The organism is Actinomycetospora atypica, assembly GCF_042653685.1.
GTDB lineage: Bacteria > Actinomycetota > Actinomycetes > Mycobacteriales > Pseudonocardiaceae > Actinomycetospora > Actinomycetospora atypica.
Genome location: NZ_JBHSIV010000028.1, coordinates 48,794 through 72,428 on the forward strand (window position 1 = coordinate 48,794; position 23,635 = coordinate 72,428).

The following is a 23,635-nucleotide window of genomic DNA, read 5'->3' on the forward strand; positions in this document are numbered from 1 at the left end:
CCGAAGCCGCGGCCTTGCCTGCCCGGCCGGGACCACGGCGCGCCGGCGCACCACGACCACGTCCACCCGCGTGGTCAGCACGGGTCGCACGACCGGCAGGGCCACCACCGGTGGGTGATCGACCTCGTCCGGCACCGCGCCGCGCTCGCTCCGGCAAGAAGCCACACGACGGTGGCCGCCGAGCGTTGCCCGACCGTGCAGGTTCACAGCCTCGACGGCCGCTTCCTCTGGGTGCTCGACCCCGCGAGCGGGACCCTGAGGGTCGTCGACACCCGCGTCGAGAAGACCGTCGCCCACCTCTCGGTCGGCGCGGGGGCCACCGGGCTCACCATGTCCGCCGACGGCTCCCGCCTGACGGTCAGTCACGCGGACGGGCCCGACACCGTCGTCGACACCACGACGCGCGAGGTCATCGGCTCGGCCCCCGCGGCGGCACTCTGCGGGGTGTGACCGGCGGGCCCGATCGACCGGGGCAGCGCCGTCGACGTTCAGCCGGCAAGGGCGGTGAGGAACCGGGCGGCGATCGGGTCGGCGGGCGTCCCGCCGGTCTGACCGTCGGTGACGAAGACGGTGAACGCGACGTCGCCCTGGTACCCGGTGAACCAGGAGTGCGCGGGCGGCGGGTCGCCCTGGCCGTGCTCGGCGGTGCCGGTCTTCCCGGCCACCGGCCCGCCGGGCACCGCGGCCAGCTCGGTCGCGGTCCCCGTCGTGACCACCGCCCGCATCATCGGGGCGAGGGCCGCCGCGACACCGTCGGGCAGGGGGGCGGGAGCACGCGCGACGCCGGTGGGACGGTCGGGCACCAGCGTCGGGGTCGGCGTCGTGCCGCGGACGACCGCGGCTGCCATCAGCGCCTCGGACAGGGGGCTCACCAGCGTGGTGCCCTGGCCGAAGGCGTTCGCCGCCCGGGCGGTGGGGTCCGCGCCCGGGGTGAACGACCCGTCGAAGGCCTCGACCGGCAGCTGCCAGCCCGCGCCGATGCCGAACCGGACGGCCGCGTCGTCCAGCGCCCCGTCGGGCAGGCGGCCCGCCAGCTCGGCGAACGTCGTGTTGCACGAGCGCGCGAACGCGTCGGTGAACGGCACCGTGCCGAGCGCGAAGTCGTCGGCATTGGGGATCACCCGCCCGCCGACGGCGGTGGTGGCCGGGCAGCCGACCGGGCTGTCGGGGCGCAGCGTGCCGGCGCCGAGCGCGGCCGCCGCCGTCACGATCTTGAAGGTCGAGCCCGGTGAATACCGGCCACCGAGGGCGACGTCGAAGGGCGCGGCAGCGCTGTTGGCGACGGCGAGGACCGCTCCGGTCGACGGGCGTAGGGCGACGATGGCTGCGACCGGGGCGACACCGGCCAGCGCGGTCTCCGCGGCCTGCTGGGTGCGCAGGTCCAGGGTCGTCGTCACCGGCTGCCCGGGCCCGCCGGGGAACCGGGCCAGTGTCGTGGGTCCGGTTCCGGGGTCGGTGAGCTCGATCGTCGTCTCGGCCCGCCCCGCGAGCGGCTCGTTGAGCGCGGCCTGCAGGCCCGAGGTCCCGACCTCGTCGTCGGCGGTGAAGCCCGGCCCGACGTCGCGTAGCTCCTCGGCGTCGGGGGTGCCGACGCGCCCGAGCAGTGGCTGGCCGAAGGTGGAGGTGGGCCCGAGCAGTTGGAGGCGTTCACGGAAGGCGGTGCCGGGCAGGTCCCGGACGCGATCGGCGACGGCGTCGTAGTCGGGGCGCCGCAACGTGATCACCGGGACGAACGCATCCGGCGTGGACGTCCGCGCGTCGCTCACGATGTCCTCGGCGCGGATGCCGAGGACCGCGGCGAGCCGGCCGGCGAGGGCGGCGACGTCGGGGGTGCGCCCGGGCACGATCCCGACGGTCACCACCGGGGTCGGCGCTACCAGCGCCTGCCCCGACGCGTCGAGGATCGCGGCGCGTGGAGGAAGCGTGCGCCGACGCAGGAAGGTGCCGCCGGGCCCCAGCTGCGGATGCACGTCCTGCGGCTGCCAGCGCACCCGCCAGTCGCCGTTCGTGGACGGCGCCACTGCCACGCGACCGTCGTAGCGCCACGGCTCGACGACTCCGTCGAGGCGCCACGATGCCGTGTACGTGACGGTCGTGAGCCCGTTCTCCTCCCGCACGTCCGCGGTAGCCAGCTCGCCGCCGGCGAGCCCGAGCGAGCGGTCGACGCGGTCGAGCACCATCGCCGCCTCCCCCGGCGCGTCGGTCGCCGCGGCGGCCGCTCGCAGGTCGCCGCGGGCCCATGCGTCGAGGAAGACCCGCGCCGCCTCCTGCTGCGCCCCGGACGCCCCGCACCCCACGAGCACTCCGCCCAGCAGGGTCGCCACGAGCAGCGCCCCGCTCCACCCGACGACGCGGCTTCGGCTCATCAGATGACCCTAGGGCCGCAACGGTGGGTGCCACCCCTGACGAGGTGACCGACGCCGCCCGGTCACCGCCTCCCTCCGGCCGACCGCGGCGACTCGTCCGTCGTCAGCTCGGCTGATACGGCGGCGCGACCCCCCAGCCCCACTGCGGCACCGGCGCCTGCTCGACGACCTCCGCGCCGTCCTGGGAGTTGGCCAGCGCCAGCCGGGTGCCCCACTCCACGTAGCCGACGAAGGCCGCGCGCCACTCGGGATCGTCGGGAAGGCCCGCGTCGTCCGCGGCGCGGCTCATCGTCTCGGCGAAGCGCCGCCGCTGGTCGGGCGTGATGTTGAGCCCGCGGTGGTGGGCGAGCATCCGCTCGTAGCCGCCCAGCCGCTCGGTGTACTCCGCCGGCCCGCCGAAGACCTCGGCCCACCACAGCGTCACGTGCGCGCGGTGCTCCTCGGTCACGCCGCCGGGGAAGAGCGGGCTCAGCAGCTCGTCGCGCTCGACCCGGTCGTAGAACGCGTCGATGAGACGGCGGAACGCGTCGGTCCCGCCGGCCCACTCGTGCAGCGTCGGCGTCATTGCAACACTGTAATCAGTGGGACGGTCAGGCGACAGAGCATTCCGTCCCCGGCACGACTCGGACGTCACGTCCGCCGGCCGGTACGACCCCGCCCACCTGGGTAGCCCTCCGGATGACCGCACCCGCTGAGCACCGCTCCCGCCACCGCGCCTGGGTGCCGCGCCACGTCCGTGTCACCCGCGCCGCCCAGGAGCACGCGCACGCCGACGAGATCGTCCGGCGATGCGAGGCCCTCGGGTGCGACGACATCGAGCTGCTCAAGGTCGACCGCATCACCGGCGTGAAGGGCGAGACCGAGCGCGAGACCTACTCCCGCGCCAAGGCGACCCTGGCCGTCGTCGTGAGCCCCGACTCCGCCCGCAAGCTCGACCCGATCCCGCCCAGCGCCGACTGGCGGGTCGACCTCGCCCGCGGCTGCCCCGCGCACTGCCAGTACTGCTACCTCGCCGGCTCGCTCACCGGCCCGCCGATCACCCGCGTCTACGCCGACCTCGACCGCATCCTCGACAACCTCGACGGCTACGTCGGCCGCGGCAACATCACCTCGGTCAGCGAGGCGCGCGCCCACGAGGGCACCACCTTCGAGGCGTCCTGCTACACCGACCCGTTGGGCATCGAGCCCGCGACCGGCAGCCTCGCCGCCGCGATCGCCCACTTCGGCACCCACGACTTCGCCGGCCCCGTCCAGCTGCGCGCCACCACGAAGTTCGCCGACGTCGCGCCGCTGCTCGACCTCCCCCACCACGGCCGCACCCGCCTGCGCTTCTCGCTGAGCCCCTGGTCGCGCTACGAGGGCGGCACCGACCCGGTCGCCTCCCGCGTCGAGGCCCTCGGCACGCTCGCGCACGCCGGCTGGCCGGTGGGCGTCACGCTGGCGCCGATCATTCCCGACGAGGGCTGGGAGCAGGCCTACGCGGCGCTGCTCGCCACGGTCGCCCAGGCGGTTCCCGACGCTGCCGACCTCACGCTGGAGTGCATCACCCACCGCTTCACGCCGGGCAGCAAGGAGACCCTCGAGACCTGGTACCCGAAGACGCACCTGGAGATGGACCCCGAGCAGCGCAAGCAGAAGCGCGGCAAGTTCGGGGCGGTCAAGATGATCTACCAGAACGACGTCATGGGTGAGCTCAAGGAGAAGATCACCGGGATGATCGAGGACCAGCTCCCGGACGCCCGGCTCCTCTACTGGACCTGATCGTCGCCCTGGCACGATCTCGGCCATGCCGCCGAAGGTCCGCCGGATCACGAAGCAGACCCTGATCTACGTGGTCGACATCGTCCTCGACAACGTCGATCCGCCGATCCGACGGCGCGTCGAGCTCGCCGGCGACTCGACCCTCGAACAGGTGCACTACGTCATCCAGGCCGCGATGGGCTGGGGGAACTCCCACCTGCACGAGTTCGAGCACAAGGGCCTCTCCTACGGCGACCCCGAGCCCGACGGGTTCAACCTCGAGAGCGAGACCGACACCCAGCTCGCCACGCTCCTCGGGCCCGGCGACTCGATGACGTACACCTACGACTTCGGCGACAACTGGAAGCACACGATCGCCGTCCACGAAGTCACGCAGCCCGAGCCCGGCGTCACGTATCCCCGGGTGCTCGAGGCCGAGCGCGCCTGCCCGCCCGAGGACATCGGTGGGCCGTGGCAGTACCCGGGCGTCCTCGAGGAGGCGCGGCGCAACCCGGACGACCACGAGCTGAACTGGCTCCTGGAGATCGACCCGGAGGACCCGCTGCGGGAGGACCGCGAAAAGGCCCTCGCCATCCTGGCCTGGAAGCCGCTCGCGGGCTGACGCCCGATCGGGTTCGTCCAAGACCCGCGCCCGCGACTCCGCCAGGATGCCGGGCGTGGACGAGCACGCGGTGATCACGACCGACGTCAGTGGAGCGATCACCGGCTGGAACGACGGCGCCGAAGCGCTCTTCGGGCACGCGCGGACCGACGTCCTGGGCCGGCCCGTCGACATCGTGGTCCCGGAGCACCTCCGCGAGGCCCACTGGGCCGGCTTCCACCGTGCGATGGCGGCCCCGGCGATCAAGGACCTGGCAGCCGACCTCCCTGTCCTGTGCGCGGACGGCGAGGTCCGGAACTTCCCGGGCCGTCTCTTAGTGCTCTGCGATGCCTTGGGAACGAGCCTGGGCGCGATGGCCATCTACGCGCCGTCCGGCAGCACGGGAGTCCGCCCCTTCGGCTGACCCGCAGTGCGCTCACTCGATCTCCCGGTCGTTCGTCGAGCTGCGCGAGCGCGCGCGATGCCGGGCGGGCGGCTGCACAGGCGTGCCACCGGCGGGCAGGCCCATGATCGTCTCCTTTGCGGCAAGGTGATCGTTGAGCGAGCACTTCGCCACACAGAGTTCGATCAAGCGTCAGGCGGCGCGGCACAGGCGCTCCACGCGGCCTCGGCGGGAGCATCGGTGCAGGTGGAACGTGGAGTCGGCGCGGGGAATCGAACCCCGGACCTTTCGCTTACAAGGGCCACGCAACCGGCTAGCGAAGTACGCGCGTCGTCCTGCCTCGGGTCCGTGAGCGGATCTCGCTCCGCTGGACCGCCTCGGATCGCGTGTCGCTGCTACATGGCTGCTACACGGCGCCCGCCGCATGGAACGGCCTCGAGGTCTCTCCCTGGGCGGCGCGGGGTCGCCTCGGACAGGTCGATCGTGCCGGGGCAAGGGCCACCTCGTCTACACCGCCGGCCTTCGTTCTGACCCTGGCCCTTGCGGCGGTGCGAGCGGGCTGTCAGACCCCGGAAGCTCTAACGAGGGCGAGACCCCGTCCCGACCAACTCATCACCGCACCTGCGCCCTCCGGCCACTCCCTTGGTGGTGCCCGGGTCCAGGGCGGAGCGCCTGGTCGCCGAAGGCTCGCGCTCTCCCGTCATCCGCTGATCCTGTCCGCCGCCGTCTCGCCGCTCTGACCGTTAGGGCGCGAGACGGCCCTCCTGACTCGCCCACCGCAGACCCCGACGGGTCCTGTGGCGATCCCGCGCGTCCGCATCCGGTCACACGCTCCGCGAGACGGCCTCTCCGAGAGGCGTCGCCGTGTCCCACTCCCCCACCTCGAGCACGCGGTCCCGCTCGTCCTCGTCGCCTTGGTCCTTGGGCGCTCGTTCGTCGCGACGGTCGCTGCCCGCCCTGCCTGATCCGTGGCGCACGTACACGCCCGCTGCCGCTGCCTCGCCGTTCGTGGCGGCTGTCGGAGGCGAGGCCGGCCCGCCGGTGCGGGTCGAAGACAGGAGCGGCCGGCCGAAGCCGGCCGCGTCCGACCCGGCCGCCCCGGTCGCCGAAGGCGGCCGGCCTGGGCTTGTTCTATGTGCCATATCGGGCCGCGGGCCCAGCGACACCGCAGACACCGAGCCTGACAACCTCGACGAGACGCAGGTCCCGGACTCGGTGGCCGGGCTGTGGACCCCGCGTTCCCCTCCCCCGAGCTAGTCGACGCGGCCGCCGCGATGCTGCCCGCGATCCGCGAGGAGCCCGGGACCCTCGCGGAGGGGCGGCGGTGGGAGCTGACGGTCGGACCCGGGGTGTTCGCGGTCGCCTGCCGGGACTGGGCGCGTCGCGAGCGCACCGAGGAGCGGGCGCGCGCGGCGCACGTGAAGGACATCGACGCCGCGGTGGCCGCGCACATCGCCACCGGCGAGTGGCCCGAGCCAGCGGCACCGCGCACGGCGATCACGTCCTGGTCGCGGAAGTCGCGGGCGAACATAGTGCGCCGGCTCTGCGAGCTGGACTACATCCCGCTCTACGCCTCGGGCCGGCTGCCGGCGATGGTCACGCTGACCTACCCAGGCGACTGGCTCACAGTCGTCCCCATGGGCGCCGGCCTCAAGCGGCGCATGAAGGCCCTGCGTAAGCGCTACGCCCGCACCTGGGGTGAAGATTGGGCCTGCGTGTGGAAGCTGGAGTTCCAGCGCCGCGGTGCTCCGCACGTCCACATGCTCTGCACGCCGCCGCACGGCCGGGCCCGGACCAGGGGCGAGACCTTCGCGGTGTGGCTGTCCGCGGCGTGGGCCGACGTCGTCGACCACCCCGACCCCGAACAGCGCCGCCGTCACGAGCGCGCCGGCACCGCATTGGACTACGCCGAGGGCCTGCGGGCCACGGACCCGCGTCGGGTCGCGGCCTACTTCACCAAGCACGGGCTGATGGCGTCGAAGGAGTACCAGCACCACGTCCCACCGGAGTGGTCCGAACCCGGCACCGGCCCTGGGCGCTTCTGGGCCGTCTGGCCCCTCCAGCGTGCTGTTCAAACCGTTCACGTGTCCCCTGAGGACGGCATCCACGCCGGCCGCTGCGGCCGCCGCCGGGCCAAAGCCCAGCGCCGGCGCAGCAGACTTGAAAGCTCCGGGTCAATCGAGCCACCGGTCGAGTCCGCTACCGCCGCGCTCTCGCGTCCGCCTCATGACCAATGGCAACCGGGGCTAGGTTGCTCGGCCGACGCAGCGAGTTCCGCACACAGCGCGAATTACGCTTACTCGCGATTCACCAGCGCGGGCGATTTACCAACGCAAACGGGCCGTAGAATGTGTGCCTCAAGATCCAGGGCGCAACATCTGAAATCTCGTCCCAAGACACCTTAGTCCAGCTTGGATGCCGGTCAAGCCACGCAACTAGATTTCGCGTGGCGGGGCTATCATCAAGTTGGGTGAGGAGTTGCCGCAGCCGGATAACGCTGTCATCGTAGTCGATAGCTTTCTCACCGAGAAGCTGCTCCACGACCGGCCTATAGTATTCTGCGCTACAGAGAGCCAGTAATAGTATCTGTGCATGCTGCACAGCCCTCGCTCGATCAGTAACTGCATCGGAGCCGAGGACCATCTTCAGCAAGCGAAGGACGTTTAGAAATCTCTTGATGGCCCGAGGGGAATCGTCGAGCAAAGATGCCGCTTCGCTTATGAGTTGCACCTCGTCCTCACTGAATTCTAGCTCAAGAGGGTCAAACAGATCGTCATGAGTTCTCGTCGAGACCGGCTCGACGTGCAGCGAATCCTCGACCGCGAGATTCTCACGAGTCGGCTTCGGGTTTCCGCCCTTTGTAGGCCGCGGGCGAAGCTCGCGTTGGGACGACTCGACCACCTCCCGACGCCCCTCCCGAATCAATCGGCGCACATAATCAGACTTCGTCTCGCTGCTCATTGCTTCCGTCCAGATGGGAATCTGGAAGATCTTTTCCAAGTATTGGAGAGCAACGTCTCCGCGCGCTTCACCTTCCCTCGCAAGCTCAACGTAGTGGCTGCGGAGCGCGGACGCCAACCATGCCACGTCTACCGCCAGGACGACAACAATATTGCGAAACGAAGAGAGAAGATGCACTGCGTGCAAGACTTCAATAACGCGCTTCGCTTCACAGCGATCTAGATCGTCGATATAGACAACGACACGGTTAATTCCTATGCCGTCCTCGCCTGCCTGATTGTTCTCTTCAATGAGACTGGAGAGACGAGACATATCACGTGACACGCTGGCAGGAAGGCCGAGCAGTCTCGAATACTCGTCACTTTCAGACTTCTCGGATAGGAAGTCCCCCAAGAGCCTAGAGGGAGTCACCTGCTTCAAGGAGTCTTCGAGGTAGGCCAACTCTCCGGCAAGCTCCAGGTAACAGGCCTTCGCCCTCTCAATCTCGATATCAGTCTGGTTTATCTCGGCAGCCTTCTGCGCAATCTCCCGGTCGACTTCCGCTGTCTTCTCCTCCAGCTCCTGCATTATTTCCTCTTCAGCGCGTTCGAGTCGACCCGCAGCGGAGCTTACAAGTGCACTACCTCGACGAACCACCGCCGTAACCACAGCTACGGCGGGGCAAAGCGAAACCAGTAAGTTCCCGACTCCAGTTAGATCCCATTGCGCGATGACGTAACTGAGAAAGGGCACAGAGAGTACTGCGGCGAAGGCTAGCCAGAACGTCCAGCCGCCGCGCGCCAGGAGGCTCCGCGCATGCGACCCCGCAAGCCTTCCCCTCGCTTCTTTGATGGCACTTAAGGCCTCTCTCCCTGTTTCGATCGGTAGCGATAAGCCAGCGGTCTGGAGCGCTCCCTTGAGATCGTTCCTTTCGTCGTCCGTGAGCGATACACGCCTGAGTATGGCTATTGCGGAAGGACGCTTTAGCGCCTCTTCCTCGCCTCTCCGCTTCCGTTGAAGCTCCTCAAGTTCGGCCTTTGCCTCCGATTTCTGTTGCTCAAGACGGGAAAAGGCAGAGTGTGCTTCTCGTCCCTCTTGCTCGATCGACTCGATCGATCGAACTATCTCCGCGCTCCTGGCCGCTGTCTCAGTATCGGACTCCCGCGCCACATGGAGATTGCTAAAGAGATGTGCAGTCAAGGACGCCCAGAGATTCCCCTCGGCATAATGCCAAGCGTTGAATTCAACTTGCGCAATCCTGCTGTGCAGGTACAACTCAGAAGGTCGCTCGACGCCACTAGCGATCTCACACAGAGTGGCAATCTGCGTTCGAATGCGCCGGAGAAAGAACGTCTTGCCCGAACCCCACTTGCCGAAAATCGCAACCGATAAAGGGAAACTGAGGTTCTTGGCAGCCAGCATGTACCCGAGAGCGTCTGCGTCTCGGCTAACATTCAGCAGGTCCTTCGACGCATCGACCGCGTCCGAGTCGAGCGCTGCAAAGGCAGACTTGGATCGTGCTCCGCTCAGCAGATCGCTGAAGTCGCCCCCTCCGAGCGACGGTCTATAGGTCTCAGCGCCGAGAACCGGCACGCTCACGCGCTCATCGTCGTACTCCTCTTGGCTCTCAGCTGAGTCCCACTCCGGAGGTGTTGGCGCATAGCGAAGATTGTTGACGAGACCCCGCAGGTACGAGACCTTGTGGCCGATGTAGCTCTGAACATCTCTTGCTACCCGATCGCCCATCTCCAAGAACTGGTCTCCCGAGCTGAGATCGGCACTCAGAGCGACTCGGAGATCATCTTGCTGTTTCGAAAAGTCATGGGCGACCTCTGACTGTGGCATGAAGATCGCGCGTAGGAAGCCTTCGACTTCGCTGTCCCAGTCCCTCGCCCTACGCTGTAGGCGGTAAAGCGAGTCTTGACTCTGCGAGGCGCTCTCTGCGTCCCGAATGACCTCACCTGCGGAAACCCTCTCGGCAATTTCCCTGAGAGCGCCCTCTTTGTCAGTTGTGAGGTAGCGGACATAGGAGTCGCTATCTAGCATTTCCCCCCCTGCATTGCTTGCTGCGTTGACCTGCTTGCCTACACCTGAGTAGTCGAAGAGGTAAGAGGCACCCCCTCGTGGCTCCTGACAGCGACATCGGGGTGGAAAGGTCAACTCGGCCAATGGCCTCCCGGTCCCGGACCGGTCGTACAGCGTCGCGTAATGGTTCGAGCGCTGGCTGGTCTCTGTCCGCGAGGAGCGCCGGCCCACGACCTACGTCGGCTATAAGAACGCCGTCCGGCTCTACATCGTCCCCGGGCTGGGCCGGAGGCGCCCCCGGCGGCTCACCGCGGCCCACGTCCGCGCGTTCAGGGTCGGCGTCCGCGAGCGCTGCTTCTACTGCGTGCACGGGCTCGACGTCCGCTGCCCGGAGAAGGACCGCTGCTGCTCGTTCGGACGCTGCTGTAGGCGACGGCCGTCCCCGCGCCTGGTCCAGTACATCTACCAAGTCCTCCGCAATGGCCTCGCGGCGGCTCAGCGCTAGGAGCTGGTCACGCGCAACGTCGCCAAGCTCATCCGGGTCTCAGTCCCGCGCTACAAGGTCGGGAAGGGCCTCATAGTTGCGCAGGCGCACAAGCTCCTGCAGGCGGCCAAGGACCGGCGCCACTACGGTCTCTACGTCGTCGCCGCCACGCTCGGCCTGCGCCACGGGGAGCTGCTCGGCCTGCGCTGGCAGGACATCGGCGAGGAGCGGGCCGCCGTCACGATCGCCCAGACCGTGCAGCGGGCGGACGGTCGGCTCTACATCGCCGAGGCCAAGACGGAGGCGTCCGAGGCGACGATCCCGCTGCCGAAGGTGGCCCGCGCGTCCTCGAGGAGCACCGCCGCCGTCAGGACGAGGAACGGGACAAGGCCGGCGACGTCTGGCAGGAGCACGACCTCGTGTTCGCCTCGACCATCGGCACGCCCACCGAGCCGCGCAACCTCGGCCGCGACTTCGAGAAGGTCCGCGAGCTGGCCGGCCTCCCCGGCGTCCGGCTCCACGACCTCCGGCACACGGTCGTCAGCCTGCTCCTCGGCCTCGGGACGCCGCCGCACGTGGTCCAGGCGATCGCCCGCCACGCCCACATCGACGTGACGATGTCGATCTACGCCCACACCAACCTCGACGCCATGCGCCAGGCGCTCGACGCGATCGAGTGGAGGGAGCTGTGAACGCCATCGCTACACGCGCTGCTACATCGGCACCAACCCGGCATCGGGAAGGGGCTTCTGAGCTGGAGCCGGCGCGGGGAATCGAACCCCGGACCTTTCGCTTACAAGGCGAGTGCTCTGCCGATTGAGCTACGCCGGCAACAGGCACCATCGTAGGGGTCACGCCGCCGCAACGTCCGCGCACCCGACGCGTCTCCCGAGGGCAAGCACCTATGAAGATCCCCGGACTCCACCGGACACCACCGGACCCGGAGCCTGAACAGGAGGACCCGCCCGTGCGGGTGAGCGAGAGAGCGCGCGGCTCCATCCGCCGCCACGTCCCCATCCCGACCGCCGACGAGGTCCGTCGCGCCGCGCTCGACGCGCCGACGGTCCGCGACAACATGCTGCCCGCGATGACCGGGCCGCAGGTCGCGGACGAGACCATCGTGATCCGGGTGCTCAACCTCGCCCTGCGGGTCGGGGAGGTGCAGCTGGCCACCGGCGCGGGGGCCGCGGTCGCGCACGACACGATGCTCGCGATCGCCGCCGCCTACGGCCTTCCGACGTGCGACGTCGACATCGCGTTCTCGACGATCACCATGTGCTGCCACCGCGGGGTGGAGGCCGGGCCGGTCACGACGATGCGCAACGTCCGGTACCGCACGCAGGACTACACGCGCTTGGCCACCGTCGACGCGCTGATCAAGGACATCGTCGACACCGACTCCCCCATCCACTCCACTGAGGCGCTCCGGCGGCTCTCGGTCGCCGTGGAGGCCAACCACCCCTATCCGCGCTACGTCGCCGGGGTCTCCCGGTCCGTGTTCGCCTCCGCCGTCTCGGTGCTGATCGGCGGCGGGCCCGGGGTCGCGCTGGTGAGCTTCGTGCTCACGGGAGTCGTCTGGAGCATGGCGCGGTGGCTCGGGCGTCGCTCGGTGCCCATGTTCTTCCAGCAGGTCCTCGCGGCCGCGGTGGTCACGACGGTGGCCCTCGGCCTGACCTTCACCGGGGTGCTGCTCGACTCCCCGGCCGTCGTCGTCGCCACCGGCATCATCGTGCTGCTCTCCGGGCTGTCCCTGGTCGGCCTCGTCCAGGACGCGATCACGGGCTTCCCGCTGACGGCGGCCGGACGGGCCGTGGAGGTCGTCCTGGGGACGGGCGGCCTCCTCGTCGGGGTGGTCGTCTCCATCAAGCTGGCGGCGACGCTGGGGGGCGCCACGGCCCTCGCCTACGCGCTCGCCCTGCCCGGCGCCACCACCCCGCAGGCCGACGCGCTGCACCTCGTCGCGGCGGCCGCGGCCGGCATGTTCTTCGCGCTCTCGGCCTACGCGCCGCTGACGTCGCTGCCGGTGGCCGCGGCGGGCGGGGCGGCGGCCTGGACGATCTACGCGCTCGGCATCAACGGCGGGCTCGGCGAGGTCGTCGCGTCGGCGGCGGCCGCCACCGTCCTGGGACTGATCGCGATCATGATCCCGCCGCGCCTCGGGCTTCCCCCGCTGGTGCTGGTGGTCGCCGGGATCATGCCGCTGCTGCCCGGTCTCATGCTCTACACCGGGTTCGCGCAGCTCGCGGTGGTCGGGCTCGACGGGTCCATGCAGTCGAGCGGGTCGGTCACCGAGATCCAGACCGGCACCCTGACGAGCCTCCTGGCCTTCGTCGTGAGCCTGGCGCTGGCCGCCGGGGTGTCGTTCGGCGAGCAGATCGGCTGGCCGGTGGCGAGGCTCTGGCGGGGCTCGCCGACGGCGTCGATGCGGACGCGCCGACCCCGGATCTTCTAGGCCCCGGATCTTCTAGGCCCCGGATCTTCTAGGCCCCGGATCTTCTAGCGGGGCGGGGGCCCGGAGGTGGCCCGCACCATGAGCTCCGTCGGCAGGAGCAGGGTGCGGGACCGCTGCCGGTCGCCGCGGTCGAGCAGCAGCTCGCCCGCGGCGCGGCCCTTGTCGAGCGAGGGCTGGCGCACCGTGGTGAGCCCGTTGCGCTCGGCCGCGGGCACGCCGTCGAAGCCGGTGATGGTGAGCTCGCCGGGCACGTCGCGGCCCGAGCTGCGGGCGGAGCGCAGGGCGCCGAGCGCGAGGATGTCGGAGGTGCAGAGCACGGCGGTGACATCGGGGTGCTGGGCGAGCATCTGCTCGAGCCCGTTGGCGCCCGCGGCCTCGGTGTGGTCGAAGCGCTCGACGACCGGCACGGTCGACCAGTCGACGCCGGCCTCGACGAAGCCGTCGCGCAGGCCCGCGATGCGGCGGCGCTGCACCTCGTAGCGGGCCGAGTCCTGCCGTTCGACCGACGCGAACCCGTCGTTGCGGTCGAGCGAGAGGCGCATGCAGAGCACGCCGATCTTCCGGTGGCCCAGCTCCGCGACGTGGCGGGCGAGCTCGACCATCGCGGCCTGGTCGTCGATGCCGACCCGGTCGACGTCGGGGACGTCGGTCGGCTGGTCGCACACCACCACGGGGACCGGGCGCTCGAGGACGGCGGCGAAGTGCTCGTCGTCGTCGGGCATGGAGTACACGACGAAGCCGTCGACGCCCGCGCGGGAGACCGCGCCGACGTCCTCGGCCTCGGGGCTCACCGGGACCAGCAGCAGCCCGGAGCCGTTGTCCTCGCAGGCCAGCGCGAGGCCCTCGAGGAACTGGATGGCCACCGGGTCGCGGAAGGCGTAGGACAGCGCCTCGGTGAGCAGCAGACCCACGGCGCCGGCCTTGCGGGTGCGCAGCGACCGCGCGACCGGGTCGGGCCCCGGGTAGCCGAGGCGGCGCGCGGTGTCGAGCACGCGGCGACGCAGCGCCGGCGAGAGCTGGTCGGGCCGGTTGTAGGCGTTGGAGACCGTCGTCCGGGACACCCCGAGCTCGGCGGCCAACGAGGCCAGCGTCGCCGTGCGACGGGTCGACCTCCGACCCTCGAGTGCCTCTGCCACCTGCGCAACGTAGCGACTGTTTCGATCTAGGGCCACCGCGCGCGTCCAGGTCGAGCCCCCGTTCGTGTCGTCTCGGCCACCCCGGCCACTCTCGCGAACGAAAACGGCAACGGTTATCGTTAGCCGCGCCGGCTCCGTGGGATGACCCCGGGAGCCCCGGTCCGATCACCGTCCGTCCCGAGGAGCCCCCCACCATGTCGCTCGTCCGCCGCGTCGCCCTCACCGTCGGGGGGTCCCTGACGGCCCTCACGCTGGTGGCCGGGTGCGGGAGCTCCGAGGCACCGGCGCCCGCCGCGTCGCCCGCGCCTCCCGCGCAGGCCGCGCCCGCCGGGACCCTGACCGTCGTCGCCACCACCAACGTCTGGGGCGCCGTCGCGAGCGCGGTCGCGGGCCCCGACGCCAAGGTGACCTCGATCATCAACGACCCCGCGGGCGACCCCCACTCCTACGAGAGCACCCCCGCCGACGCGGCCTCGATCAACGAGGCCGACGTGGTGGTGGCCAACGGCGGCGGCTACGACGAGTTCGCCGAGAAGATCGCCGACGCCGACCCGGCCGCGAAGGCCAAGACGATCAGCGCCTTCGACCTGCGGGCCGACCAGGCCGACGAGAACGAGCACGTCTGGTTCGACCCCACCGCGGTCAAGGGGGTCGCCGCCCAGGTCGCCCAGCGCCTCGGTGCCGCCGAGCCCGCCCAGGCCGCCGCGCTGCAGCAGCGCGCCCAGGCCTTCAGCGCCCGCGTCGACCAGGCCGCCGCGCAGACCGCTCAGATCGGGGCCGCGAAGCCCGGCACCCGGGTCATCTCCACCGAACCGATCGCGCACTACCTGCTGGAGACCGCCGGGGTCGAGGACACGACACCGCAGGACTTCGTCGAGGCCGTCGAGAACGAGACCGACCCCTCGGCCTCGTCACTCGTGCAGGTCCGCGACGCCCTGACCGCCCGGACCGTCGGTGCGCTGGTGTTCAATCCCCAGACGGAGACCCCGGTGGTGGCGGGCCTGCGCGACACGGCGAACGCCGCGGGCGTGCCCGTCGTCGAGGTCACCGAGACGCTGCCCGGCGGCGTCACCGACTACCTGCAGTGGGTGGACTCCACGCGGGCGGCCCTCGCCAGGGCCGTCGGCGCTCCCGCCTAGGAACGAGGTCGCACGCGATGGTCTCCCCGGCCGTGGAGCTGGCAGGCGCAGAACTGCGCCGCGGCCCGCGCACCCTCTGGTCCCAGCTCGACCTCCAGATCACGCCCGGGGAGTTCGTCGCCGTCCTCGGCCCCAACGGCTCGGGCAAGACGACGCTCCTGCAGGTCCTGCTCGGGCTCCTGCCGCTCTCGGCCGGCACGGTCGCGGTGCAGGGGACGGCGCCGCGCCGCGGCAACCCGACGGTCGGCTACATCCCCCAGCAGCGCGCGCTCGACCCGCTCACCCCGCTGCGGGGCCGCGACCTCGTCGGGCTCGGGCTCGACGGCCACCGGTGGGGGCCGGGGCTGTCCGGCCGCGCGCGTCGTCGGGAACGCGTGCACGAGGCCCTGCGCCAGGTCGACGCCCTCGAGTACGCCGACGCACCCGTCGGGTCGCTCTCCGGTGGCGAGCAGCAACGGCTGCGGGTGGCGCAGGCGCTGGTGGGCGACCCGTCGCTGCTCCTCGCCGACGAGCCGCTGCTCTCCCTCGACCTCGCCCGCCAGCGCGCGGTCGTCGAGCTGGTCGACCGGCGCCGCCGCGAGCACGGCACCGCGGTCGTCTTCGTCACGCACGAGCTCAACCCGGTGCTCCCGGTGGTCGACCGGGTGCTCTACCTCGTCGACGGCCGCTTCCGCGTCGGCACGCCCGAGGAGGTCATGACCTCGGAGAACCTCTCGGAGCTCTACCGCACCGAGGTGGAGGTGGTGCGGGTCCGCGGCCGCATCCTCGTCGTGGGCGCGGAGGAGTCACCGGTGCACTGCGTTCCCGACGATGCCGCACGCCCGGCTGCGGAGGTCGGCGCGCGATGACCACGCTCGACCTGCTCGACCAGGGCTTCGTCCAGCAGGCGCTCATCGCCGGCGCGGTCCTCGCCCTGCTCGCCGGGCTGCTCGGCCCCCTGGTGGTGGGGCGCGGCATGGCGTTCGCCGTCCACGGCACCGCCGAGCTCTCCTTCGCCGGCGGCGCGGGTGCGCTGCTGCTCTTCGGCGCCAGCGCGGTGGGCTGGGGCGCGCTGGTGGGCGCGGTGCTGGTCGCGCTGGTGTTCGGCGCGCTGGGGCTCGCCGCCCACGAGCGCGACTCGGTGATCGGCGTCCTGCTCTCGTTCGGCCTCGGCCTGGGCGTGCTCTTCCAGTCGCTCTACACCGGCCGCTCGGCCAACAAGTTCGGCCTGCTCGTCGGGCAGATCGTCGGCGTCGACACGGGCGACCTGATCTCCCTGGCCGTCACGGGCGTCGTCGTGATCGGGGTGCTGGGCGTCGCCTACCGGCCGCTGCTGTTCGCCTCGCTCGACCCGACGATGGCCGCGGCCCGCGGCGTCCCGGTCCGCGCGCTCGCGATCGCCTTCGCCGTCCTGCTGGGCGCGACGACGGCACTGGGGGTGCAGATCGTCGGGGCCCTGCTGGTGCTCTCGCTGCTGATCACTCCGGCGGCCGCGGCCGCGCGCCTCACCGCGTCCCCGCTGCGGGCGACCGTGCTGGCGGTCGTGTTCGCCGAGGTCGCCGTGCTGGGCGGCATCGTGCTGTCCCTGGCGCCCGGGCTGCCGATCAGCCCGTTCGTCGCGGGGATCGCGTTCGTGACCTACCTGATCTGCCGGCTCATCGGCTCGCTGCGCACGAGGCGGCGGACCAACCGCACCCTGGTGCCCGCTGCGCCCGACTCGACGTCGACCTCGTCGCAGAGCGCCCTCGCGAGCCAGAGCCCGCGCCCGCGGCCCTGATCCACCGACGGCGGCACCACGCCGGGGAACGGGTCGGTCAGGTGGCCGCGGTCGGCGACGAGGCACACCACCTCGTCCCCGTCGACCCAGGTCCACAGGGTGCCGGCGCCGCTGCCGTGCTCCACGGCGTTCGTCGCGATCTCGCTCGCCGAGTAGACGAGGTCCTCGCCGGCCTCCCGGTCGAGCCCCGCGGCGACGACCCGCTCGGTCAGGGCGCGGCGCAGGGTGGTGAGGCCCGACGAGGTGAACTGCCAGGCCGCCGCGTGTGCGGGCGGCGGCGGGACGACGACGCCGGGCAGGTCCCGGACGACGTCGGGCGGGGCCTGGTAGCCGGGGTTGTCGTGCGGGGCGGCGAGCGGGCCGACCTGCGGGTGGCAGGCCCGGTAGGCCGCGAGCGCTGTCCGGTAGGCACACAGCAGGGTCACCGGCAGGTGCACCAGGGCGGCGTCGAGGGCGGCCTCGAGCCGGAGCCAGTAGCTGTCGGGCATGTCGAGCGAGGGCAGCGGCTGGGTGACGAGCAGGCTCGCGATGCCGTCGCGAGCGGCGGCGATGGCCGCGGTGGCCCGGCGGGACGCGAGCTGGAAGGCGTCCTGGCGGACGGGGCGGTCGATCTCGAGGAGCTCGACCGCGGTGAGGTCGACGGAGGCACCCAGGGCGCTCGTCGCCTCCGCGTCGAGGGCCAGGACCACCGCGTCACCGGCCCGGACCGCCCGGTCGACGACCGGGGCCAGGGAGCGTCCGAGCTGCGCGGAGTCGTCGTAGGAGACCCCGCGGTGCGCGAACACGGGCACCGACATGTCCGCATGGTAAGCGATCACGACTCGGCACCGACCCGGCCCGACCGTACGGAGCAGTTATGGTCCGCCCATGGCCCAGCTGCCCGAGCCCTTCACCTATCGGGACGTCGACGCCGACGGCACGACGATCCACACCGCGGTCGGGGGCGAGGGGCCGCCGGTGCTGCTGCTGCACGGCTATCCGCAGTCGAGCGTGATGTGGCGCGACGTCGCCCCGGCCCTCGCCCGTGACCACACGGTCGTCGTCACCGACCTGCGCGGCTACGGCGAGTCGGACAAGCCGGCGCCCGACGAGGCGAACCGCCGCTACGCGAAGCGCGAGATGGCCGCCGACCAGGTCGCGGTGATGCGATCGCTCGGGTTCGACCGCTTCGACCTCGTGGGGCACGACCGCGGCGCCCGCGTCGCGCACCGGCTCACCCTCGACCACCCCGACGCCGTGTCGCGGCTCGCCGTGCTCGACATCGTCCCCACCCGGCACGTCTTCACCCACGTCGACCGCGCCCTCGCCCACGGCTACTTCCACTGGTTCTTCCTCGCCACGGGCGGCGACGTCCCGGAGACCCTGCTCGCGGGCGCCCCCGAGTTCTGGATCCGGACGATGGTCGAGCGGCTCCTCGCCCCCGGCGTGACGATCGCCGACGACGTGATGGCCGACTACGTCCGGTACTTCTCCGACCCGGCCTGCATCGCCGCCACCACCGCCGACTACAAGGCGGGCGCGTCGTCGGACCTGGAGGACGACGAGGTCTCGTGGGACGCCGGGGACCGCGTCGCGTGCCCGCTGCTGGTGCTCTGGGGCGAGCACGGCTTCGTCGGGAAGGCCTACGAGCCGGTCGCGGTGTGGCAGGACTACGCCACCGACGTGACCGGCCGGGCGATGCCGAGCGGGCACTTCATCCCCGAGGAGGCCCCGGAGCAGGTGGTGTCGGAGCTGCAGGGGTGGCTGACGCCCCGTGAGCAGTAATCCGTGCCTGGACACGGATTAGTGCTCACAGGGCTCCGGCACCCCGGCGGCGCCTCGCGACCTCGGCCAGCGCCACGCCGGCCGCGACGGAGGCGTTGAGCGACTCGGTGTCGCCCGCCATCGGGATGGCGACGGTGCCGGTGCAGGTCTCCCGGACGAGGCGCGAGAGGCCCTTGCCCTCCGACCCGACGACGAGGACCAGGGGCGAGCGCGCGGCGTCGGGTCCCGCGACGGCGTCGAGGTCGTCGATCGTCGTCGACACCTCGCCGTCGAGCCCGATCGTGGCGAAGCCCTCGTCGTTCCAGGCCGTCAGGGTGCGCGAGAGGTTGGTCGCCCGCCCGATCGGCATGCGCGCCGCGGCGCCCGCCGACGTCCGCCACGCCACCGGCGTCACGCCGACCGAGCGGCGCAGCGGCAGCAGCACCCCGTGCGCCCCGAACGCGGCGGCGCTGCGGATGACGGCGCCGAGGTTGCGGGGGTCGGTGACCCCGTCGAGCGCGACGAGCAGCGGCTCGACCCGCGCGAGGTGCGCGGCCTGCCGGGCCTGCTCGAGGAGGTCGTCGGGGTGGGCGTACTCGAAGGGCGGCACCGAGAGCGCGATGCCCTGGTGGACCGCGCCGTCGGCGAGCCGCTCGACGTCGTGGCGGGGCACCTCGAGCACGGCGATGCGCCGGTCGCCCGCGATGCGCAGGGCCTCGCGCACCCGGTCGTCGACCTCGATGCCCTGCGCGACGTGCAGCGCCGTCGCCGGGATGTTCGCGCGCAGGCTCTCGATGACGGGGTTGCGCCCGAGGACGATCTGCGGCCCGTCCGGCGCCTCGCGCCGCGCCGACGAGGCGCGCTGCCGCGGCTCCGACGTGGTGGGACGCCGGGGCGCGCCCGACTGCGACCCCGACCGGCTGCTCGACGGAGCGCCCTGCCCGGACTTCCCGGTGGAACCCCCGCCCTTGTAACTCTTGTGGTTGGGGCGCTCGTGCGCGGGCGGCGTCGGGCCCTTGCCCTCGAGGCCCTTGTTGCGCTTGCCGCCGGAGCCCTTGGTGGGGCCCTTCTTGGTACCGGGGTTGCGTCGGGCGCCGGGGCGCCGGGAATTGCCAGCCATCGCTACTGCTCGTCGTCCTTCAGGGTCCAGACCGGTCCGTCGGGGGTGTCCTCGATCCCGACGCCGGCCGCGGTCAGTTGGTCTCGGATCGCGTCCGCGCGCGCGAAGTCCTTGCTCCGCCGCGCGTCGGTCCGCTGCGCGAGAAGATCGTCCAGGAGCGTGCCGAGGGCGTGGCGCGCGTGGTCGGTGCCGCCGGTGAGGGTGCCCGCCCAGTGCGGGTCGAGCGGGTCGAGCCCGAGCACCCCGGTCATCTCCCGCACCGCCCCGGCCGCAGCCAGCGCACCCGCGCGGTCGCCCTCGTCGAGCGACGTGTTGCCGGCGCGCACCTGGTCGTGCACCACCGCGAGGGCCGAGGGGGTGCCCAGGTCGTCGTCCATGGCGGCCGCGAACGCGGTCATCGCGTCGCTGCCCGCGGCGATCTCCACCGTGCCGACGCGGTCGTGCACGCGGCGCACGAACGTCTCGATCCGCCGGTAGCCCGCCGACGCCTCGGCCAGCGCGGCCTCCGAGTACTCGACGGTCGAGCGGTAGTGCGGCGCGACCAGGTAGTAGCGCAGCTCCACCGCACGGACCCGCTCGAGCACCGCGGGGATCGTCAGGGTGTTGCCCAGCGACTTCGACATCTTCGCGCCCGACATCGTCACCCAGGCGTTGTGCAGCCAGAAGTTCGCGAAGCCGTCGCCGGCCGCGTTCGACTGCGCACGCTCGTTCTCGTGGTGCGGGAACACCAGGTCGAGCCCGCCGCCGTGGATGTCGAACGACGGCCCGAGGTAGCGGGTCGCCATCGCCGAGCACTCCAGGTGCCAGCCCGGCCGGCCCCGGCCCCACGGCGTCGGCCAGCTCGGCTCGCCCGGCTTCGCGGCCTTCCACAGCGTGAAGTCGCGCGGGTCGTGCTTGCCGCGCGAGGCCTGCTCGCCCTGCTCCACCTCGTCGGGCTTCTGCCCCGACAGCGAGCCGTACTGCGGCCACGTGCCGACGGCGAAGTAGACGTCGCCCGACCCGTTGTCGCAGGGGTAGGCGTGCCCGGCGTCGATCAGCCGGGAGATCAGCTCCACCATCTCGGTCACGTGGCCGGTGGCGCGCGGCTCCACCGACGGCGGCAGGCAGCCCAGCGCGTCGAACGCGGCGGTGAACGCGCGCTCGTGCGTGGCCGCCCACTCCCACCACGGGCGGCCGTGCTCGGCGGCCTTGGTGAGGATCTTGTCGTCGATGTCGGTGACGTTGCGGACGAGGCTCACGTCCAGCCCCTGGTGGGTGAGCCAGCGGCGCAGGACGTCGAAGTTCACACTGGACCGGACGTGCCCGACGTGCGGCACCCCCTGCACCGTCGCCCCACACACGTAGATCGACGCCCGGCCCTCGTGCTGCGGGTGGAACTCCCGCAGCGCGCGTGCAGCGGTGTCGTACAGGTGCAGGCTCACCGTCCGGATCCTACGGACCGCAGGTCGTGGCACTCGTCACGGGAGGGTGGGGCCCCGGACCCCGGGCTCCCGCAGGAGATTCCCGACGATGCCCGCGCGATCGCCCGGGCGCACGCGGACCGTCCCGCCGTCGACCTCGACGATCATCCGTCCCGGCCCGGCGTCGACCACCGTCACCGGCCCGATCCGCCGTCGGTGGCCGCCCTCGTGGACCCCCGCGCCGAGCTGTATCCGTCGCTTCGGCGGTGCGGCCCTGAGGGTGGTGACCTTCAGGGCTGCCGCGACTGGAGGCCGGGCGTCGCCGAAGAACGCGGCGGCCGGGGCGTCGAAGGCACCCGGCGCCGGTGGTTCGTCGGGCAGGCGGGCGAGGACGCGCAGCGCCAGGGCCCGGACGAGCCCGCCCGCGGGGCGCGGCCCGACGTCGAGGGTCCAGCCGTCGTCGCCGGGCGAGACGACCACGGCCAGCTCCCCCGCCGCCGCCGCGAACCAGCCGCGGGGGTCGGGGTCCCAGCAGCGCAGGTCGACGTCGACCTCCGGGCGGGCGAGGACGGCGAGAGCGTCGGCGAGGTCGTCGTCGAGCCCGCGGTGGTGGAGCTCGGCGAGGGCCTCGCGGTCGGCGGCGTCGCGCTCGGCGAGGGTGGCGCCGTGGTCGGGCAGGTCGAGCAGGGCGGGGCGGTCACCGAGACGCAGGCGGCGCCACAGCGCGACGACCGCTCCACGCCGGAGGTGCACCCGACCGACGACCGGCTCGCCCACCGTCGTCACCGCACGTCCCCGATCACCGGCGGCACGACGCGGGGCAGCCCTCCGGTGATCGCGTCGGGGTCGTCCTCGACGAGGTAGGCGGCCCGCGGCAGCCGCTGCCCGTCGGACGCGCTGGTACTCATGCCGCCGAGCGGGGCGAACGGCATCGCGCCGCGCTCGGCCGCGCTCGCGGCAGCCCGGCCCCCGAGGGCGGGCTCGAGCACCGACCCGCTGCCGCCCGGTCGCAGGCCGGGCTCGAGGGAGGGGCGGACGCCGGAGGCCGACGTGGGACCCGGGCTGGTGGTGCCGGTGTTCCCGCTGCCCGCGCTCCCGGTGACGGCGCTTCCGGTGGTGGTGCCGGAGCCGGGTGGCCCGAAGCCGCTGCCCGCGCCGGTGCCGAGGACCCCGCCGCCCGTGGACGGGACGGCGCCGGGCAAGGTCGGACGTGCGGCACCGGCGCCGGTCGACGCACCGGGCCCGATGGCTCCCGGCGCCGTCCTTGTCGGACCCGCGCTCCCCGGACCCGTGCCGCTCGGCAGGGCACCACCCGACCCCGGCGCGCCAGAGCGAGGCGGGACCGCTCCAGGTGTGGCCCCGGGCACGACGCCACCACCAGCGGTCCCGGCCGGACCCGGCGCCGTCGGCCTGCCGGGCACAGCTGCGCCACCGGATCCCGCAGAGCCGCCCGGGCGGGCCGCGCCACCCGGGATCGCGGTGCCGCCCGGCGCTCCCGCGCTCCCTGGCCCGGCGGCTCCACCCGGCACTGCTGCGCCACCCCGCCCCGCCGGACCACCTGGCCCTGCTGCTCCACCGGGTACTGCGGCGCCCCCCGGACCCGCCGGGCCGCCCGGCCCTCCCGTGCCGGCCGAGGCACCGCCCGCACCGGGCGTCGTCGTGCCGGGCACCCCACCTGCACCGCGGCCGCCCACGCCACCGGCACCGCTGGGCACCGCCACCCCCACCTGCGGCGGCCCCTGGGTCGGCGCCGCGAACCGGGGCAGCTCGGAGGCCCGGAGCGAGCTGAACTCCTGGTAGCGCCCCATGGCGGCGCGGGCCCGGTTCGCGGCGTCGGACGACGCGCGCTCGGCCGTGTCGACGTCGAGGGCCGCGAGTGCGCCGACGCCCTCCCAGGTGCTCAGCGGGACGGGCGGGCGTGGCACCGGGGGCCCGACCGCCGCCCGGGTGGAGGCCAGCGCCCGGTTCTGCTCATAGGAGACGGCGCCCACCGAGTCGCTGAACGTCCGGGCCTCCGCCGCCCACGCCCCCATCGGCCCGACCGAGCCCTGCGCCGCCTGCGCGGCCACCCCGGTGCGGGTGGCGGCGATCCCGCCGGTGGCGCGCTCGACCGTGCCCGCGACGTCGCGCAGCCGAGTCGCCAGCTGGTTCCAGGCGCCGCCGGCGTCGGTGAACCCGCCGCCGCGGCCCTGCAGCTGCGCGTGGATGTCGGCGTGCGAGCGCGCCTCCCAGTTCACGTCGAACACGGCCGGCCTCCCCTCACGGAGAAGGCAAGCACGCCGCGTCGAGCCGTGGGTGCGGTTCCGGGAAACCCGCGAGGGCGGGCCGGA

The 23,635-nt window shown here is 72.3% G+C and carries 21 protein-coding genes, 1 tRNA gene and 1 pseudogene; 12 read left to right on the forward strand and 11 right to left on the reverse strand.

Annotated features, from left to right (window positions below):
* The first annotated feature begins 195 nt into the window (after positions 1–195).
* Positions 196–450, forward strand: coding sequence for a YncE family protein (locus ACFPBZ_RS22100; RefSeq protein ID WP_378038272.1), 255 nt, complete (start codon positions 196–198; stop codon positions 448–450).
* A gap of 38 nt (positions 451–488) precedes the next feature.
* Here ACFPBZ_RS22100 and ACFPBZ_RS22105 read toward each other — a convergent pair whose 3' ends face one another.
* Both ACFPBZ_RS22105 and ACFPBZ_RS22110 read right to left on the reverse strand, forming a co-directional pair.
* The gene (locus tag ACFPBZ_RS22105) at positions 489–2,366 is read right to left on the reverse strand and encodes a penicillin-binding transpeptidase domain-containing protein (RefSeq protein WP_378038273.1); all 1,878 of its coding nucleotides are present in this window, start codon (positions 2,364–2,366) and stop codon (positions 489–491) included.
* A 103-nt stretch (positions 2,367–2,469) separates the two neighbouring features.
* Complete coding sequence (locus ACFPBZ_RS22110; protein ID WP_378038274.1) at positions 2,470–2,931, reverse strand: group II truncated hemoglobin; 462 nt, start codon at positions 2,929–2,931, stop codon at positions 2,470–2,472.
* Positions 2,932–3,044: 113 nt separating this feature from the next.
* On the opposite strand from ACFPBZ_RS22110, the gene ACFPBZ_RS22115 reads away from it, so the two are divergent.
* The 4 genes from ACFPBZ_RS22115 to ACFPBZ_RS22130 all read left to right on the forward strand — a co-directional run bounded on the left by ACFPBZ_RS22115 (position 3,045) and on the right by ACFPBZ_RS22130 (position 7,515).
* On the forward strand, positions 3,045–4,127 hold the full coding sequence (locus tag ACFPBZ_RS22115; protein ID WP_378038275.1) for an SPL family radical SAM protein: 1,083 nt from the start codon (positions 3,045–3,047) through the stop codon (positions 4,125–4,127).
* 25 nt (positions 4,128–4,152) lie between these two features.
* Positions 4,153–4,728 (forward strand): plasmid pRiA4b ORF-3 family protein, encoded by a 576-nt coding sequence (locus ACFPBZ_RS22120; protein WP_378038276.1) that lies wholly within the window; start codon positions 4,153–4,155, stop codon positions 4,726–4,728.
* Between the two features lie 55 nt (positions 4,729–4,783).
* Positions 4,784–5,131 carry a PAS domain S-box protein gene (locus ACFPBZ_RS22125; protein ID WP_378038277.1) on the forward strand — a complete coding sequence of 116 codons (348 nt, stop codon included), beginning with the start codon at positions 4,784–4,786 and terminating at the stop codon, positions 5,129–5,131.
* A gap of 1,205 nt (positions 5,132–6,336) precedes the next feature.
* Positions 6,337–7,515 carry a rolling circle replication-associated protein gene (locus tag ACFPBZ_RS22130; RefSeq protein WP_378038278.1) on the forward strand — a complete coding sequence of 393 codons (1,179 nt, stop codon included), beginning with the start codon at positions 6,337–6,339 and terminating at the stop codon, positions 7,513–7,515.
* Here the strand turns inward: ACFPBZ_RS22130 and ACFPBZ_RS22135 are convergent.
* Positions 7,418–10,096: a P-loop NTPase fold protein gene (locus tag ACFPBZ_RS22135; protein WP_378038279.1), complete on the reverse strand. Its 2,679-nt coding sequence runs from the start codon at positions 10,094–10,096 to the stop codon at positions 7,418–7,420. The genes ACFPBZ_RS22130 and ACFPBZ_RS22135 overlap by 98 nt on opposite strands.
* Positions 10,097–10,274: 178 nt before the next feature.
* On the opposite strand from ACFPBZ_RS22135, the gene ACFPBZ_RS22140 reads away from it, so the two are divergent.
* Complete coding sequence (locus tag ACFPBZ_RS22140) at positions 10,275–10,580, forward strand: hypothetical protein (RefSeq protein WP_378038301.1); 306 nt, start codon at positions 10,275–10,277, stop codon at positions 10,578–10,580.
* Between the two features lie 257 nt (positions 10,581–10,837).
* Here the strand turns inward: ACFPBZ_RS22140 and ACFPBZ_RS22145 are convergent, their stop codons facing one another.
* Positions 10,838–10,972, reverse strand: a complete 135-nt coding sequence (locus ACFPBZ_RS22145) for a hypothetical protein (protein ID WP_378038280.1) — start codon at positions 10,970–10,972, stop codon at positions 10,838–10,840.
* A 6-nt stretch (positions 10,973–10,978) separates the two neighbouring features.
* Here ACFPBZ_RS22145 and ACFPBZ_RS22150 point away from each other — a divergent pair, with 6 nt between their 5' ends.
* Positions 10,979–11,251 carry a tyrosine-type recombinase/integrase gene (locus ACFPBZ_RS22150; RefSeq protein ID WP_378038281.1) on the forward strand — a complete coding sequence of 91 codons (273 nt, stop codon included), beginning with the start codon at positions 10,979–10,981 and terminating at the stop codon, positions 11,249–11,251.
* A 63-nt stretch (positions 11,252–11,314) separates the two neighbouring features.
* Here the strand turns inward: ACFPBZ_RS22150 and ACFPBZ_RS22155 are convergent.
* Positions 11,315–11,390: transfer RNA gene (locus tag ACFPBZ_RS22155), tRNA-Thr, on the reverse strand.
* Positions 11,391–11,532: 142 nt separating this feature from the next.
* On the opposite strand from ACFPBZ_RS22155, the gene ACFPBZ_RS22160 reads away from it, so the two are divergent.
* Positions 11,533–13,011, forward strand: a complete 1,479-nt coding sequence (locus ACFPBZ_RS22160) for a threonine/serine exporter family protein (RefSeq protein ID WP_378038282.1) — start codon at positions 11,533–11,535, stop codon at positions 13,009–13,011.
* A gap of 44 nt (positions 13,012–13,055) precedes the next feature.
* On the opposite strand, the gene ACFPBZ_RS22165 is transcribed toward ACFPBZ_RS22160, so the two are convergent.
* Positions 13,056–14,147: a LacI family DNA-binding transcriptional regulator gene (locus ACFPBZ_RS22165; protein WP_378038283.1), complete on the reverse strand. Its 1,092-nt coding sequence runs from the start codon at positions 14,145–14,147 to the stop codon at positions 13,056–13,058.
* Between the two features lie 194 nt (positions 14,148–14,341).
* Between ACFPBZ_RS22165 and ACFPBZ_RS22170 the strand changes: the two genes are divergently transcribed.
* Genes ACFPBZ_RS22170 through ACFPBZ_RS22180 form a run of 3 tightly spaced genes read left to right on the forward strand, consistent with a single transcriptional unit; the run spans position 14,342 to position 17,042 of the window.
* Positions 14,342–15,286, forward strand: coding sequence for a metal ABC transporter solute-binding protein, Zn/Mn family (locus ACFPBZ_RS22170; RefSeq protein WP_378038284.1), 945 nt, complete (start codon positions 14,342–14,344; stop codon positions 15,284–15,286).
* Between the two features lie 17 nt (positions 15,287–15,303).
* Positions 15,304–16,134: a metal ABC transporter ATP-binding protein gene (locus tag ACFPBZ_RS22175; protein ID WP_378038285.1), complete on the forward strand. Its 831-nt coding sequence runs from the start codon at positions 15,304–15,306 to the stop codon at positions 16,132–16,134.
* The gene (locus tag ACFPBZ_RS22180) at positions 16,131–17,042 is read left to right on the forward strand and encodes a metal ABC transporter permease (RefSeq protein ID WP_378038286.1); all 912 of its coding nucleotides are present in this window, start codon (positions 16,131–16,133) and stop codon (positions 17,040–17,042) included. The genes ACFPBZ_RS22175 and ACFPBZ_RS22180 overlap by 4 nt, the downstream gene beginning before the upstream one ends.
* Here the strand turns inward: ACFPBZ_RS22180 and ACFPBZ_RS22185 are convergent.
* A pseudogene (locus ACFPBZ_RS22185) lies at positions 17,009–17,839 on the reverse strand (ATP-binding protein); the annotation flags it as partial. The gene ACFPBZ_RS22180 and the pseudogene ACFPBZ_RS22185 overlap by 34 nt on opposite strands.
* 70 nt (positions 17,840–17,909) lie before the next feature.
* Here ACFPBZ_RS22185 and ACFPBZ_RS22190 point away from each other — a divergent pair.
* Complete coding sequence (locus ACFPBZ_RS22190) at positions 17,910–18,806, forward strand: alpha/beta fold hydrolase (RefSeq protein ID WP_378038287.1); 897 nt, start codon at positions 17,910–17,912, stop codon at positions 18,804–18,806.
* Between the two features lie 25 nt (positions 18,807–18,831).
* Here ACFPBZ_RS22190 and rlmB read toward each other — a convergent pair whose 3' ends face one another.
* Genes rlmB through ACFPBZ_RS22210 form a run of 4 tightly spaced genes read right to left on the reverse strand, consistent with a single transcriptional unit; the run spans position 18,832 to position 23,551 of the window.
* Positions 18,832–19,905, reverse strand: coding sequence for a 23S rRNA (guanosine(2251)-2'-O)-methyltransferase RlmB (gene rlmB, locus ACFPBZ_RS22195; protein ID WP_378038288.1), 1,074 nt, complete (start codon positions 19,903–19,905; stop codon positions 18,832–18,834).
* A 2-nt stretch (positions 19,906–19,907) separates the two neighbouring features.
* Positions 19,908–21,326 (reverse strand): cysteine--tRNA ligase, encoded by a 1,419-nt coding sequence (gene cysS, locus ACFPBZ_RS22200; RefSeq protein ID WP_378038289.1) that lies wholly within the window; start codon positions 21,324–21,326, stop codon positions 19,908–19,910.
* A gap of 36 nt (positions 21,327–21,362) precedes the next feature.
* The gene (locus ACFPBZ_RS22205) at positions 21,363–22,091 is read right to left on the reverse strand and encodes an ESX secretion-associated protein EspG (protein ID WP_378038290.1); all 729 of its coding nucleotides are present in this window, start codon (positions 22,089–22,091) and stop codon (positions 21,363–21,365) included.
* The gene (locus ACFPBZ_RS22210; protein ID WP_378038291.1) at positions 22,088–23,551 is read right to left on the reverse strand and encodes a hypothetical protein; all 1,464 of its coding nucleotides are present in this window, start codon (positions 23,549–23,551) and stop codon (positions 22,088–22,090) included. Before ACFPBZ_RS22210 ends, ACFPBZ_RS22205 begins: the two co-directional genes overlap by 4 nt.
* Positions 23,552–23,635 lie beyond the last annotated feature (84 nt).

Excerpts from the sequence above, each read along its gene's own strand:
- ACFPBZ_RS22115 (WP_378038275.1), top strand. The coding sequence starts at position 3,045 with ATGACCGCACCCGCTGAGCACCGCTCCCGCCACCGCGCCTGGGTGCCG.
- ACFPBZ_RS22170 (WP_378038284.1), top strand. The coding sequence starts at position 14,342 with ATGTCGCTCGTCCGCCGCGTCGCCCTCACCGTCGGGGGGTCCCTGACG.
- ACFPBZ_RS22110 (WP_378038274.1), bottom strand. The coding sequence starts at position 2,931 with ATGACGCCGACGCTGCACGAGTGGGCCGGCGGGACCGACGCGTTCCGC.
- rlmB (WP_378038288.1), bottom strand. The coding sequence starts at position 19,905 with ATGGCTGGCAATTCCCGGCGCCCCGGCGCCCGACGCAACCCCGGTACC.
- ACFPBZ_RS22190 (WP_378038287.1), top strand. The coding sequence starts at position 17,910 with ATGGCCCAGCTGCCCGAGCCCTTCACCTATCGGGACGTCGACGCCGAC.
- ACFPBZ_RS22180 (WP_378038286.1), top strand. The coding sequence starts at position 16,131 with ATGACCACGCTCGACCTGCTCGACCAGGGCTTCGTCCAGCAGGCGCTC.
- ACFPBZ_RS22135 (WP_378038279.1), bottom strand. The coding sequence starts at position 10,096 with ATGCTAGATAGCGACTCCTATGTCCGCTACCTCACAACTGACAAAGAG.
- ACFPBZ_RS22175 (WP_378038285.1), top strand. The coding sequence starts at position 15,304 with ATGGTCTCCCCGGCCGTGGAGCTGGCAGGCGCAGAACTGCGCCGCGGC.
- ACFPBZ_RS22105 (WP_378038273.1), bottom strand. The coding sequence starts at position 2,366 with ATGAGCCGAAGCCGCGTCGTCGGGTGGAGCGGGGCGCTGCTCGTGGCG.
- ACFPBZ_RS22120 (WP_378038276.1), top strand. The coding sequence starts at position 4,153 with ATGCCGCCGAAGGTCCGCCGGATCACGAAGCAGACCCTGATCTACGTG.